This is a genomic window from Bacillus sp. UNC41MFS5 (genome assembly GCF_000686805.1).
In genome coordinates this window covers 823438-836899 of record NZ_KK366017.1, presented here as the reverse complement: position 1 = coordinate 836899, position 13462 = coordinate 823438, and the positions used below count along the sequence as shown (strand labels likewise).

At 36.8% G+C, this 13462-nt stretch carries 12 protein-coding genes and 2 pseudogenes; 6 read left to right on the top strand and 8 right to left on the bottom strand.

The window, feature by feature from the left end:
* Positions 1-35: 35 nt before the first annotated feature.
* Complete coding sequence (locus tag BR30_RS0120490; protein ID WP_026566634.1) at positions 36-401, bottom strand: transcriptional activator HxlR; 366 nt, start codon at positions 399-401, stop codon at positions 36-38.
* Between the two features lie 148 nt (positions 402-549).
* Here BR30_RS0120490 and BR30_RS0120485 point away from each other — a divergent pair, with 148 nt between their 5' ends.
* Positions 550-1542, top strand: a complete 993-nt coding sequence (locus tag BR30_RS0120485; RefSeq protein WP_197032366.1) for an NADPH:quinone oxidoreductase family protein — start codon at positions 550-552, stop codon at positions 1540-1542.
* 40 nt (positions 1543-1582) lie between these two features.
* Here the strand turns inward: BR30_RS0120485 and rpiA are convergent, their stop codons facing one another.
* Together rpiA and BR30_RS0120475 are read right to left on the bottom strand one after the other, a co-directional pair.
* Positions 1583-2251: a ribose-5-phosphate isomerase RpiA gene (gene rpiA, locus BR30_RS0120480; RefSeq protein WP_026566632.1), complete on the bottom strand. Its 669-nt coding sequence runs from the start codon at positions 2249-2251 to the stop codon at positions 1583-1585.
* 57 nt (positions 2252-2308) lie between these two features.
* On the bottom strand, positions 2309-3316 hold the full coding sequence (locus tag BR30_RS0120475) for a DUF3231 family protein (RefSeq protein WP_026566631.1): 1008 nt from the start codon (positions 3314-3316) through the stop codon (positions 2309-2311).
* Between the two features lie 756 nt (positions 3317-4072).
* On the opposite strand from BR30_RS0120475, the gene hxlA reads away from it, so the two are divergent.
* The 3 genes from hxlA to BR30_RS0120460 all read left to right on the top strand — a co-directional run bounded on the left by hxlA (position 4073) and on the right by BR30_RS0120460 (position 6106).
* Positions 4073-4705, top strand: coding sequence for a 3-hexulose-6-phosphate synthase (hxlA, locus tag BR30_RS0120470; RefSeq protein ID WP_026566630.1), 633 nt, complete (start codon positions 4073-4075; stop codon positions 4703-4705).
* Between the two features lie 8 nt (positions 4706-4713).
* Complete coding sequence (hxlB, locus tag BR30_RS0120465) at positions 4714-5271, top strand: 6-phospho-3-hexuloisomerase (protein ID WP_026566629.1); 558 nt, start codon at positions 4714-4716, stop codon at positions 5269-5271.
* Between the two features lie 115 nt (positions 5272-5386).
* Positions 5387-6106, top strand: a complete 720-nt coding sequence (locus BR30_RS0120460) for a 3-ketoacyl-ACP reductase (protein ID WP_026566628.1) — start codon at positions 5387-5389, stop codon at positions 6104-6106.
* 59 nt (positions 6107-6165) lie between these two features.
* On the opposite strand, the gene BR30_RS0120455 is transcribed toward BR30_RS0120460, so the two are convergent.
* From BR30_RS0120455 to BR30_RS0120440, 4 genes and pseudogenes are all read right to left on the bottom strand, one after another.
* Positions 6166-6429, bottom strand: a complete 264-nt coding sequence (locus tag BR30_RS0120455; protein ID WP_026566627.1) for a hypothetical protein — start codon at positions 6427-6429, stop codon at positions 6166-6168.
* Positions 6430-6626: 197 nt separating this feature from the next.
* Positions 6627-6890: pseudogene (locus tag BR30_RS36095) on the bottom strand (ATP-binding protein); the annotation flags it as partial.
* A 30-nt stretch (positions 6891-6920) separates the two neighbouring features.
* The gene (locus BR30_RS0120445) at positions 6921-7133 is read right to left on the bottom strand and encodes an iron-containing alcohol dehydrogenase (protein WP_026566625.1); all 213 of its coding nucleotides are present in this window, start codon (positions 7131-7133) and stop codon (positions 6921-6923) included.
* A gap of 62 nt (positions 7134-7195) precedes the next feature.
* Positions 7196-9541, bottom strand: a complete 2346-nt coding sequence (locus BR30_RS0120440; protein ID WP_026566624.1) for a carboxypeptidase-like regulatory domain-containing protein — start codon at positions 9539-9541, stop codon at positions 7196-7198.
* Positions 9542-10406: 865 nt separating this feature from the next.
* Here BR30_RS0120440 and BR30_RS34085 point away from each other — a divergent pair.
* Together BR30_RS34085 and BR30_RS34080 are read left to right on the top strand one after the other, a co-directional pair.
* Positions 10407-11624 (top strand): annotated as a pseudogene (locus tag BR30_RS34085) (IS110 family transposase).
* A 55-nt stretch (positions 11625-11679) separates the two neighbouring features.
* Positions 11680-12192 (top strand): DUF3231 family protein, encoded by a 513-nt coding sequence (locus tag BR30_RS34080; RefSeq protein WP_051633693.1) that lies wholly within the window; start codon positions 11680-11682, stop codon positions 12190-12192.
* Positions 12193-12659: 467 nt separating this feature from the next.
* Here BR30_RS34080 and BR30_RS0120425 read toward each other — a convergent pair whose 3' ends face one another.
* Positions 12660-13085 (bottom strand): ASCH domain-containing protein, encoded by a 426-nt coding sequence (locus BR30_RS0120425; RefSeq protein ID WP_026566623.1) that lies wholly within the window; start codon positions 13083-13085, stop codon positions 12660-12662.
* Positions 13086-13462: the final 377 nt, after the last annotated feature.

Below are 13462 nucleotides of genomic sequence, written 5' to 3'. Positions count from 1 at the left end.
TTGGCCGGAGTCAACCTTAGATTACCAGTTAAAATTTACCTGATCGACTCTTGTCTTACTAAAGGATTCAACCCAGCAGTTTCCATATAATCTTTCCCCCAGTTATACATAGCATCGAGAATCGGCATCAAGCTTCTTCCTTGTTCAGTAAGGGAGTATTCTACTTTTGGAGGAACCACGGGATAGACTTTGCGTTTTACAATCAAGTCTTCTTCCAGTTCTCGCAATTGATTAACTAGCATTCTCTGCGTGATCCCTGGCATAAGAGCTTTCAGTTCACCAAATCGCTTCGTTCCCTCTTTTCCTAGATGCCATAGTATAAGCATCTTCCATTTACCACCGATAACGGAAAGAGTTAATTCTTTTTCACAATTAAACATCTTATCCTGCATTCGTGACATTTCACTTCACCTCCATATTTATTATTACCCACAGTATACTTTTTTCACTATATAAAATAAAAGTATGTACTTATAATATCCTTCCATACATTATATATTAGCAGTGAATATATAATTCTATTCTGCTGTTCAAGAAAGGAGTTAAAGAATGATGGAACAATTTAAAGCATTGATGGTAGATAAAAATGAATACGATTTTTCTGTTCAAGTCAAAAATATTACCTTAAATGAGTTACCTCAAGGTGATGTTTTAATCAAGGTTTCTTATTCTGCGATTAACTATAAAGACGGTTTAGCTAGTATTCCGAATGGAAAAATCGTCACAACCTATCCCTTTATTCCAGGTATTGATTTAGCAGGTGTAGTCGTATCGTCTCAAGATCCACGCTTCCGCGAAGGAGATGAGATCATAGCAACAAGCTATGAAATTGGGGTATCCCATTATGGTGGTTATAGTGAATATGCCCGCATTCCTGGTGATTGGATTGTCCCTTTACCTGAAAATTTAACGTTGATGGAATCAATGATTTTGGGGACAGCAGGTATTACTTCAGCCCTCTCCATTCAAAGGTTAGAAGATAACGGTTTATCGCCAGAAAAGGGCAAAGTCCTTGTCACTGGAGCTACTGGTGGGGTAGGAAGTTTAGCTGTTTCCATGCTTTCAAAAAGAGGATACGAAGTTGTCGCTAGTACGGGTAAAAATTCTGAGCATACTTTTTTACATAAGCTCGGTGCAAAAGAGATTATCTCTCGTGAAGATGTCTTTAATGGTAAAATAAAAACTCTTGATAAACAAAATTGGGCTGCAGCGGTTGATCCAGTCGGAGGAGAGACACTTGCATCCATCTTAAGTAAAATCCAATACAATGGTTCTGTTGCGGTCGGTGGTTTAACTGGTGGAGGAAGCGTTCCTACCACCGTGTTTCCGTTTATTTTACGTGGCATAAACCTTCTCGGTATTGATTCTGTTTATTGTCCAATGGATGTTCGGCAAGAACTATGGAATCGCATGGCAACCGATTTAAAACCTTCTACTCTTTCTGAAATTATACAGAAAGAAATTACACTTGAAGAATTACCTGAAAACTTGCCTACTATTTTAAAAGGACAAGCAAGAGGTAGAATCATTGTAAAGATATAAAAAACATAAGAGAGGGACTCAAAGACTCTCTCTTATGTTCTTACCTTCTTAACATGACAACATTTTTTTCTTGATCTAAAGTGATCACCAAGTCAGTCATTCCAACAAACAACCCATTTTCAACGACTCCCGGTATCATGTTAAGCATTCGTTCTAACATTTCAGGCTGAACGTGCTCAGGAATTTGGCAGTCAAAAATATAGTTCCCATTATCAGTAATAAACGGAGTTCCACCGTTTAATCGAATTTCCGGGACTAAACCAATGGCTCTAATATGTTTTTCTGTCATTTCATAACCGAACGTAATAACTTCTACAGGCAATCGAAACGCACCTAATTTCTCTACCCTTTTAGATGAATCTGCTACAACAATAAATATTTTAGCTGCTCTCGCTATGATTTTCTCTCTTAAAAGTGCGCCGCCACCACCTTTGATCAGTTCTAATTCTGAATTGACTTCATCTGCTCCATCAATAGCAATATCTATACTTTCTATTTCACTAAAGCTTGTAAGTGGAATGCCTAATTCTTTAGCCAATTCTTCCGTTTGAACAGAAGTTGGAATACCTTTAATGGAAAGGCCTTCCTTCACTAGCTGACCAAGCTTTTGTATGGTATAAAAAACTGTCGAACCCGTACCAAGCCCCACAACCATGCCATCTTTAACAAACTCTGCTGCTTTTTCACCGACTATTTTTTTATCAACCATTTTGACACCCATCATAACTAGGTCCTTTCTTTTTCATAAAGCATAATTATCATTGATCTAATTCTTTGCCAAACTTTCGTGATCAGTGGCAGAGGGAGGTTGTTCCATCCATCCCTTTTCTATTAATAGATTTATACCATCTTCAGCAATTAAGGCAATTTCGGTATTCATTCGTGCGTAATCTGCCGTTAAGTCTCTTCTTTGTCCCATTGATAATGCCTCACTATAATAAGCAATTGCTGCAGAAAGCAGTGTCGCTATATGAAATAGCATAAGTTTATCTGAAAAGGGTGGAACTGTTGAATCTGTTACTTCTGTTTCAAATAACTTTGGAACATGAAGATTCTCCTCTTTTAACATTGAACTTAGAATATCAAAGTGTTTAATACAAAGCTTACGAGCACGGTCCATATAATCTCGTACCTCTTTAGATTGACAAACTTGACTGAATCCTAACTCCAATACCATTTTCACCATTGTTTTCTGCATATTAAGATGCACACCACTGATTTCAATTGCGTTAATAGGTCTACGTTTCCCGAACCAACCAGTTAAATAATTTTGCTTCCTAACAAAATCAATCTTTTGTTGATTGTTTAAAGTAGGAGGTTTGTTAATAATTCCCTTATTTAAGGAAACACTAGTTACCCTATCATATAGTTCCAATGTTTGCGAAGTACATTCAATAAAGTATTTTCTTACATCCTCTCGTATACAAACACTAGTGGCACCAGCATATCTCGTCAAACCGTGAATTGTCATAATATGTAAATAAACAATCTTAAATGTATCAGTAAATAAACTAGGAGCGTCTACTGTGACATCTTCGTCTGTAAAGCCTATTGGAATTGGAAGATTTTCTAAGGATAAGAATTGCTTCGTTTTTTCTAAATGAGTTTCTGATAATTCTAAGGCAAATTCCAGTAAATCGCGAATATCTTCATCCTTTACATCATGTAACATATAGCGAAGAATACATCGTGACAAACTGTCATTAACATATTGTGACCAAATGACAGCATTTTCTGATGCATTAATTTTAGTATGGTGATTAACTTGTTCCATTTTATTATCCCTCCTAGTTATTACAGATTAGGATAACCATCTACATTAATAAAATTTGTAAAATGTTCTTGGCAAGATAAATATATTATCGTTTTCTTACTCATGTTTATTAGGGAATCTTATATGATTGGAAAAGTTAAACATATTTTCCTGATAGGAAGATGCATTACAAAAATAGAAGCAGAAGTTAAATAGGGAATTCATACCGTTTGAGATTCCCTATTTAACTTTTGTAAGTATAATACCTACATTTTTTAAATGGAAGTACGCACTTTTTATTTAAATAGTGATAAAAAAATAACATAATAACAAAATGTATACTAAAGGAAATAAACTCATCTATTTTTGTGTTAAATAAATTAAAAAGCCAGGGTGAGCATCCTCTCCCTGGCCACTAATAAATTTGTTGAGAACATTATTCTTTATGTGTTGAAGCTTTTGGCGTAATAAGCGAGCTATCTAAACCGGATAGGCCATGCGGAATGGTGTATTGTTTCTTTTAAAGTTAATAGTAAGACTATATAAGCGGTTTGTCTTATAGTATACTTTTTAACACTATGTAAAATAAAAGTGCGTACTTTTATTGTTGTTATATACGTTGTATACTTGCAATTGTTCAGCGAGAGAACATGATATCCCTTATTGCTGGCAGGTACAGATAATGCACTATAAGGATAATATTACTGTAAAAGTATTATTACCCTTTGGAGATATTATCACTGTACAACAATAAAAAAATTATAGGAGTGAATATAGATGGAATTACAATTAGCATTAGATTTAGTCAATATCCCAGAAGCAATTGAGCTGGTAAAAGAAGTAGAGGAACATATTGATATCGTTGAAATCGGTACACCGGTTGTAATTAACGAAGGTCTTCATGCTGTAAAAGCAGTTAAAAAAGCATTCCCTAACTTAAAGGTATTAGCAGACCTAAAAATCATGGATGCAGCTGGTTATGAAGTAATGAAAGCTTCTGAAGCAGGTGCAGATATCGTCACAATTCTTGGAACTGCTGAAGATATGTCTATTAAAGGTGCTGTTGAAGAAGCGAAAAAACAAGGCAAAAAAATCCTTGTTGATATGATTGCTGTAAAAGATCTTGCTGGACGTGCAAAAGAAGTGGACGCTATGGGTGTTGATTATATTTGTGTGCACACTGGCTACGATCTACAAGCTGTTGGAAAGAACTCATTTGAAGATTTACAAACTATTAAAAGTGTTGTAAAAAATGCTAAAACTGCAATCGCAGGTGGTATTAAATTAGACACACTTCCAGAAGTCATTAAAGTACAACCAGACCTTGTCATTGTAGGTGGCGGGATAACTGGACAAGCTGATATAAAAGCTGCTGCTGCCAAAATGCAACAAATGATTAATCAAGGGTAATTCAGATCATGAATACAACTCAATACCTAGCTGAAATCATAAAAGAGTTAAATCGCTCCGTAGATTTAATTTCGGATGATGAAGTTGAAAAATTAGTAAATGGGATTCTTGAATCAAAAAAAATCTTTGTTGCAGGCGCAGGTAGATCTGGATTTATGGCCAAATCATTCGCCATGCGAATGATGCACATGGGGATAGATGCCTATGTGATTGGCGAAACAGTAACCCCTAACTTTGAAAAAGATGACATCTTAATCATTGGATCAGGTTCAGGAGAAACAAAAGGTTTAGTTTCCATGGCTGAGAAAGCAAAAAGCATCGGTGGGACGATTGCAGCTGTAACCATTTTCCCTGAGTCCACTATTGGACAATTAGCGGATATCACAATTAAGTTGCCTGGCTCACCTAAAGATCAGTCGGAGAGTGATTTTAAGACGATTCAACCAATGGGCTCATTATTTGAGCAAACACTTTTACTATTTTACGACGCTGTGATTCTTCGGTTCATGGAGAAAAAAGGTTTGGATACCAATAAAATGTACGGTAGACACGCCAACTTAGAATAAATATATTATTCCTCGAGTTCTAAATAGGAAGGACCGCAAGCTGTTTCCATGCAAGATTGCGGTCTTTCTGTTAGAATGAACTACTTCAATTTGTAATAATTTTAGGAGTGATAAAATGATTTCTTTAAATGGAAAAACTGCAATAGTTACTGGCGCAGGAAGAGGCATTGGACGTGCTACTGCTATCGCCTTAGCAAAAGAAGGCGTTCATTTAGGCCTAATCGGCTTAAATATGTCTAATCTAGAAAAGGTAGCTGCTGAACTAGCACAATTTGATGTAAAGGTTTCTGCAGCAACAGCAGATGTTACCGATCTTGAATCCGTTACTCATGCTGTTGAACATATCAAATCAGACTTAGGTCCAATTGATATCCTAATCAACAATGCAGGTGTTGCTAAATTTGGTGGATTCCTTGATTTAACACCAGAAGAATGGGAAAAAATCATCCAAGTCAATTTAATGGGTGTGTATAATGTAACAAGAGCAGTATTACCAGGAATGATCGAAAGAAAATCAGGAGATATCATCAATATCTCTTCATCTGCTGGCCAAAAAGGTGCTCCTGTTACAAGTGCTTACAGTGCTTCTAAATTCGCTGTTTTAGGGCTAACAGAATCACTTATGCTAGAAGTAAGAAAACATAATGTCCGTGTTACTGCTTTAACACCAAGTACGGTCGTTACAGATTTAGCCATTGATACAAATCTTGTTAAAGGCAATGAAGAAAACGTGATGCACCCAGAAGACCTTGCAGAATTAGTCGTGGCTAGTTTAAAATTTAATCCAAGAGTATTCGTTAAAACAGCTGGATTATGGTCAACAAATCCATCATAAAACGAAGCAGATCCAGTGGGGTCTGCTTCTTTAGTTCGTACAAAATACTCTTATATGTATCAGTGATACAAGGACATTACTTTCTCTAAATCAACAATTAACTGGTTAACTTCATTCTGTGCTAAGCGTACAAGCATTTGATCGTATAAAGTAATAATTTGTCCATCCTCTTCATGCTGATGTTTTTTTAAATAATGATAAATATTATTTAACTGGTCTTCATTAAGGACCGACTCTGTTTCGAAATTCTTAACTTTCTGTAAGGAAAATTCATTGATAGTCGAATCAAATTCACCTGCAATAATGTTCCCTTTCACGAACATCCTCTCACTCCTCAAAGTCAGTATAGGATAGTTTTCCCACATAATATGTTAAATAAATCTTTACTCCTCAAATTTAAAGAATATGAGGGCTTTTCAAATGTTTGATTTATACCTTAGCATCAAAGATTAAAGGCTTCTTTTTTGTTTTTTTATTAAATGTGATTTATAAAAGAGGTTCATTGATTTAGTTTACTTTTAACATTTCCCTTATGGTTCTGAATAATTTTATAGCTGACCATAAGGCCTAATCCATTTCCATTATGTTTGGTAGTGAAAAAAGGTTCCCCCAATCTTTTAACCTGTTCCTCCCCTATTCCTACCCCTTCATCCTTGATTTTAATTAAAATATGATGAGCAGTCGAATCAATGGAAACATAGATATTACCACCAGTTGGCATCGCCTCTATGGAATTTTTAATTAAATTTATAAAAACCTGTTTTAACTGATTTTTTCCCCGGTAAAAACGATATCCTCTGAAGGAAATTCATATTTAATTCGTACATTTTTCAATAAGGCTTCGGGCTCGAGAAAGGAAATCAATACCGTGCGGAATTTTAAAAATGGCTCCACTCTTATGGGCTAAGTTGTGGACAATTCCTAAAAATCCGTTGGAAAAGGCCATGCCGGCAATGGCTTTGGCATAATGCATTTCTGCTCTTGACTGTTTGTTACCTGCTGCGGATTTTTCAATATTTTCTACCACTTCCCTTCGCCTGAAGAATGCATGAATCGCGCTATTGAGGACAAAACCCACATCGAAGTGGTTTATTGCCAGCCATCGGCCAGGTTTAGATCTAATGAACTTACTTCATTGCCATCTACAAAAAGTTTCCCATTTGAGATAGTAAACTGTTTATTTAAGTAATAAGTACCATTTTGGAAATCTTCCACTGCTGAAATCTCGTATTGCCCATCCGGCAGGCGACCTTGATAAAGGCCGTTTTGAATCCAGCTAGGATAACCGGCTGTCCAGCTTCCATCCAAAGAAGTGATTGCAACGTAACCATCGGTAACAAGGTTTTCTCCATTATACACAGTACCTGATAAGGTTACAGGGGCAACGGCAATGTCAAGCTGCTCCGCTTGTTCACCATTTACATATAATTGTCCTGATTCGATAGTGAACTCTGTGCCAGGACTGTAAGCTGTGCCATCATTAAGATAGATATCATAGACTTTGTATGTGCCATCTGGCAGGCGGAATTGGAATCTGCCATCCTCAGTGGTTAAGCCCCCCGCTTGGACAGGATTATCTGCATCGCCAGTTTCCATGATGTACATGTTCCCCATGATCGGATTTCCATTTTCCGTTAACGTTCCTGTCACCGTGACCGCAGGTACAGTAACCTCAAGCAAATCCGTTACCTGACCATTCACATATGTCTTCCCGTCCACAACTGAAAAAGCGAAATCCATAGACGCAGCGGTTCCATCATCTAAACTAATTTCTTTTACTAAATAATCCCCATCTGCTAAACGCAGGGAGAAGGTTCCGTCCGCGTTCAGGCTCTTCCCATCAGAGTAACTTCCGTCTGATGAACTAATCCACATGAAGCCATATGAAACAGCAGCATCTCCATCTTTCACTCTTCCATGCACAGTAACTGGCGGAATCTGCAACTCTAGTAAGGATTGCTCATTACCATCGATGATTAGCTTGCCGTTAACAATATCAAACTTCTTATTGAATTGAAGGTTTTCGCCTTCATCAAATAGAAATGCGTTCGTGATTTGATAGCTGCCATCCTTTAAGCGCATCGAGTAGATTCCATTTTCATCTGTTACGCCATCATTGTACTCTGTAGTTCCGTCTTCAGAAATTTTTTCAACATTAATCGCACCTTGAAGGGCATTCCCTGATTCAACAAGCTTCCCTTGGAAGGAAACAGGCGGCAGGTTAATGTCTAAAGTTGAAGCTGGTTCTCCATTTCGAAGGAGTTTTCCATCACGTATTTCAAATGGAATGTCAACCCTATTAAATCGGTTTTGTTCATCAATAGTCGTAATCGTATACTGGCCGTCCGGGAATCGATACTCAAAGTTCCCATTTGCGTCAACAGGTGTCCCGAACATATAAAAATCTGTCTCGGACTTCTGCCATTCAAAATTGACATACGCATTCGTCAGGGACTGCACACCATCAGAGACTGTTCCTTTTACGTTAATATCGGGAACAGTAATGGTAAGTAATGAAGTCTTCTTCCCATCGATATAAATAGCTCCATCTACGATTTCAACGGTGATAGGATCTACTGAAATATAGGTTGGGTGATAAACACTAATGCTATAGGTTCCATCAGCTAATTCCCTTAACGAAAATTCCCCTTTTTTGTTTGTTAACACACTTTGAATAAATTGAATATCATCTTCCAGGCGTTTTTCTACAAGAATCGTAGCCTCAGTTAATGGAGTAGTAGAGTCTGCTGCCTTCCCTGCTATTTTGTTGACAGGGATGGTGATGGATATACTCGTTTGCTGTTCATCTCCAACATATACCTTGCCATCATTGACTGTGAATGCTAACTGATAGCGATAAGATCCATGATCCACTTCTATGTCAAATAGGAAATATTGCCCATCTGGTAATGAAGCTGTAAAGCTTCCATTGCCTTTTGAGAATACTGTATAAATATCTTCTTGATATTCATTATATTTTGAGATAATTAAATCTGCTTTTAAGCCCTTTTTTCCTTCCTTTAAAACACCGTTGAAGTTACCTGATGTTTCTGAAGGAGTTTTTCCCTTTTTCGTTTTGGAAAGGTTGATTTCCCCTCCGGTTGAGCCTTGAATTTTACCTTTACTTACGACAAAACTTTGGTTTGTACTATACCAGGAATTACTTTTGTCCTTGATCCCTTTTACCATATATGTACCGTCAGCCAACTTTGTTTTAAAGGCTCCGTTTGTGTCTGTAATCGTCTGAATCCACTTTAACGTTCCTTGTTCCTTAATCATAACTTGGGTATTCTTTAACGGTTGGCCGTGCTCTTTAATCGTCCCCTTCACCACATCTGCTTTGGCTTTGGTTGGTGCAGCGGCGTTTACAGGACCGTTTGATACACCCAGGATACATACAATTATTAATAGCATGTACATTAGTTTTTTTCTCATTTCTAATCCCCCTCTTAAGGTATTTTAAAAATATAGTCTCTTCTTGGAAACTATCATTTTTTTCCAACTAAATTAATTCGATTTTTTCTAAATAACTCCTCTAGGTATTTTGGCATATATTTTATACTTGATGGAAATTTTCGAGAAAATCAATTAAAAGGAGCTTTTCGTTCATAAAGTTGTCGAAAGGAATAAAATGAAACGTGTCGAAAATTCCCTAATAAGGAGGTGAATTTATGGCAACAAAACTAATAACTGTTCCAAGACGCAAGCTGAGATAAGAAGGCTTCAACAGTACATAACTTTGGTAGAGGAATATCAAGCAGATACCACTTTCTTCTTAAATGACAAATGCTATTCCAATTACATAATGTTGATCATTCATTTTCATATAAAATAGAAAGAAATAATATATTCAAAAAGGCTTTAGATCAACATTTTCAGGAGATTTAACTTAAATATTTTAAATATGATATAAAACATCGGAGGACAAATAGGAGGACACTTGAGGACAATTTAGATGTAATAAAGTATAAAGCCCTTCTCAATTGAGTGGGCTTTTTCTTGTTCAGTAGACCATCCTTCTTCAACTAACGCTACCCGTTAGCCATCCATGAATCGCTAAAAAAAAGCTCTTCACCACAAAGAATGAAAATGTATTGAATCCGTCCATACTTGTTCTAAGGCTGGGAGAGGAAGGTCGTTTAAGTTTGGTGCGTTAGAGCCCATCCGTTAGTCTGACTCCAACGACCATGGTGCATCACAAACTGTCGCTCCCTTACGGGAAGCACTCATGGTAGATTAATCCTTATTCTGATTGTTGCACCAGCCTCCAATCTTACAAGCCTAGAAAGGAAGAACTTCAATGGATGTAATCATTGAAAGAGCATGTGGTATGGATGTTCATAAGGATAATATCACTGCGTGTATTTTGACACCTGATGGAAAGGAGATTCAAACGTTTTCTACAAAAACAGTTTTTCTACTCAAGTTAATAGACTGGGTTAAGGAAAATCAATGCACCCATGTCGCAATGGAAAGTACAAGTGTTTATTGGAAACCTATTGTTAATCTACTAGAATCTGAAGGAATTGAGTTTTTAGTTGTGAACGCCCAACATATGAAAGCACTCCCAGGTCGTAAGACCGACGTTAAAGATGCCGAATGGATTGCACAACTTCTTCGCCATGGTTTACTCAAAACTAGTTTCATTCCAAATCGGACTCAAAGGGAACTTCGAGAACTTGTCCGTTATCGCCGTAGTATTATAGAAGAACGTGCAAGACAACATAATCGGGTTCAAAAAGTTTTAGAAGGAGCTAATATCAAACTCGGTTCAGTTGTATCTGATATTATGGGTGTTTCCTCAAAGGATATGCTTCGAGCTATAGCCGATGGCGAGGATGATCCTGAGAAACTAGCAAACTTCGCTCGTCGTACAATGAAAAAGAAAAAAGAAGAACTTGAATTAGCACTTCGGGGCTATGTTAACCCACATCAACGATTAATGCTCAAAACGATTTTAACTCACATTGATTTCCTAACTGAGCAAATTGAAATGTTAGATCAAGAGATAGCCAAACGAGTTAGCTCTTATGAAGAAGATATTGAAAGACTGGATTCGATTCCTGGAATCGCCAGAAGAATGGCTGAACAAATCCTAGCTGAAATCGGTACTGATGTTAAAAAACAATTTCCAACTGCGGCTCATCTTTGTTCATGAGCAGCCCTAGTACCTGGACATAATGAAAGTGCTGGGAAAAGAAAATCAACTAAAACTAAAAAAGGAAATAAGTATTTAAGATCAGCATTAACTGAAGCAGCTCAATCAGTCAGGGGCTCAAAAAACTATCTTGGTGCATTGTATCGTCGAACAGCAGGACGAAAAGGCAAGAAAAGAGCAGCTATAGTAGTTGCCCATGCGATATTGCGAATCGCATATTACCTGTTAACTAGAAAAGAAATGTATGTAGACTTAGGCGAAGACTACTTCGATAAACAAAGACAGGTTTCAATTGTACGCCATTCGGTTCGAAGACTAGAAAACTTAGGTTATACAGTTACAATAACAGAGGCTTCCTAATCCACTAAACAAATATATAACCACCAAAGATCAGACGCTCTCCCCTTTTAAAAAGATGAATGAGCTGCGTCTATTTAAGTATTGCCATTTTTCGGATGTCACAGAAGTTAATTTTCATGGTAGCTTAAGTACATTAATTCACAATCTTTCTTATAGTTTAAGAACTTATATTCTTAGGTATCGTTGCCAAACAAAAGAAGTACAAAAGTATTTCCAAGAAGGAAAAAAACTTTGTGAAAAGCAATTCGGAGAACTAAGTGCTATTCTAGCTAAAGATGAATTGACATCTCCTACTTCATGGGTATCTGAAGTTACAAATTCCACTGTTTCCCCTTATTCTGATAAATTAATGTTAAATCATATTGTTATTTTGGTTTCCGCAGCAGTTGGTTATTTTGCAGCTGGTGCTTCTATTTCTCAAAGAAGCGACCTTGCCATGAAATTTACAAAGCACATGGCTGAGATAGGGCTGTATGCGGAGGACGGAGCTCAACTTTTAATAAAATATGGTTGGATGGAGCAACCACCTTTAGCTGAAGATCGTGAAAGTTTAAGAAATATAAAGTAAGTGTAGCTTATGAATAAAGAGAAGGTCATTGAAACTATTCTATGGAGCATAGCGTTACCAGGCTTTGCTCGCTTGTCTTTATTTCTTTACTATGTGGGACGCCTGTCATGATTCAGTTAGGGATGGTATTACTTATGCATATCTTCCATTTGTCTTCACCGCGAATTTCGTTAAGGTGGTGCTAATATTATCTCCTGACTTTGTATTTCTGGGAAAGTTATGGGGTCCAGTATGGCTACCAATGTTATTTGTGATACCGGGTGTAATAATTGGATTGAAAAAAATAATTAATCACTCCTACTAAAGAAAATACATTTTCTCATTCAGGAAAAATGGTATTTTTATGTTAACGAAATTTATGTAACCGTTCTATACGTGTTGTGGTGAAAAAAGGTCTAAAAACTGAATGGCACCCAAATAATTAAGTCGTGTCATTTATTCTGCGGATAAGTTTTATCTAAAAATTGTTATAAATTATATTCCCATAGTCCTAGTTTTCCTTTCGCTGGAATAAACTCATCCAGTATCTGCATGTCCTGAACTTCCCAAGCAAAACCTCCCACTTGAAAGTCACCTAAAAAATAGTCATTACCTGATACAATTCTTCCATCCTCCAGGATTGTACTCGTCTGGTTGTTTTCAGTCACCATCAAACAATTTTCCAGCCTGCATACCGCAATGATCATGCCAGTTGGAAGGTTCTCTTTTGTGTACCCATGCTTTCCAAGCAACGCCTGGATTGCTACATGGTTGCAGACAGCCTTATCTATTTTTTTACTTGTGTGAATCGCCAATGGCCCTCGATAATTCGTTCTCCATGTCCTTGTTTCATATTTGGCCTCACGAAGGACAAAAAGACTTGCCCAAGGCTGAATCATTGATAAAACCTTCATTCTAACGGCCTCCAACCGATAAAAGTTTACTTTGTTTATAGAGTTTCCCTGCAGAAAAATTTTATCAGCATAGACATTGAAGAAACATCCATTTCTAATTATGGGAAACCACATTGTTTTGCTGTTTCATTATCTTTTGCTTCATATAAATAAACACAAACAAAAACGGAATATAACAATAAAGAAAATAGAATGCAATTTTTGAATAGATGTCATCTTTTTCGTTAGATAAATTAATTAATGCAACCTTATTATCATTTTCCTTGATTTGCAGAATCGCATACCCATTAAGTAATTTTGTTTGGATTGCTTCAATGTTGTCTGTAATAACAATATCCTCAATTGGGATAGTCTGCTTAATATCATCAATTTTCTTT

Coding starts and splice junctions, on each gene's coding strand:
- hxlA (WP_026566630.1), top strand. CDS start 4,073: ATGGAATTACAATTAGCATTAGATTTAGTCAATATCCCAGAAGCAATT.
- BR30_RS0120490 (WP_026566634.1), bottom strand. CDS start 401: ATGTCACGAATGCAGGATAAGATGTTTAATTGTGAAAAAGAATTAACT.
- BR30_RS0120475 (WP_026566631.1), bottom strand. CDS start 3,316: ATGGAACAAGTTAATCACCATACTAAAATTAATGCATCAGAAAATGCT.
- BR30_RS0120455 (WP_026566627.1), bottom strand. CDS start 6,429: ATGTTCGTGAAAGGGAACATTATTGCAGGTGAATTTGATTCGACTATC.
- BR30_RS0120460 (WP_026566628.1), top strand. CDS start 5,387: ATGATTTCTTTAAATGGAAAAACTGCAATAGTTACTGGCGCAGGAAGA.
- hxlB (WP_026566629.1), top strand. CDS start 4,714: ATGAATACAACTCAATACCTAGCTGAAATCATAAAAGAGTTAAATCGC.
- BR30_RS0120485 (WP_197032366.1), top strand. CDS start 550: ATGATGGAACAATTTAAAGCATTGATGGTAGATAAAAATGAATACGAT.
- BR30_RS0120440 (WP_026566624.1), bottom strand. CDS start 9,541: ATGAGAAAAAAACTAATGTACATGCTATTAATAATTGTATGTATCCTG.
- BR30_RS0120425 (WP_026566623.1), bottom strand. CDS start 13,085: ATGAAGGTTTTATCAATGATTCAGCCTTGGGCAAGTCTTTTTGTCCTT.
- BR30_RS34080 (WP_051633693.1), top strand. CDS start 11,680: ATGAATGAGCTGCGTCTATTTAAGTATTGCCATTTTTCGGATGTCACA.
- rpiA (WP_026566632.1), bottom strand. CDS start 2,251: ATGGTTGATAAAAAAATAGTCGGTGAAAAAGCAGCAGAGTTTGTTAAA.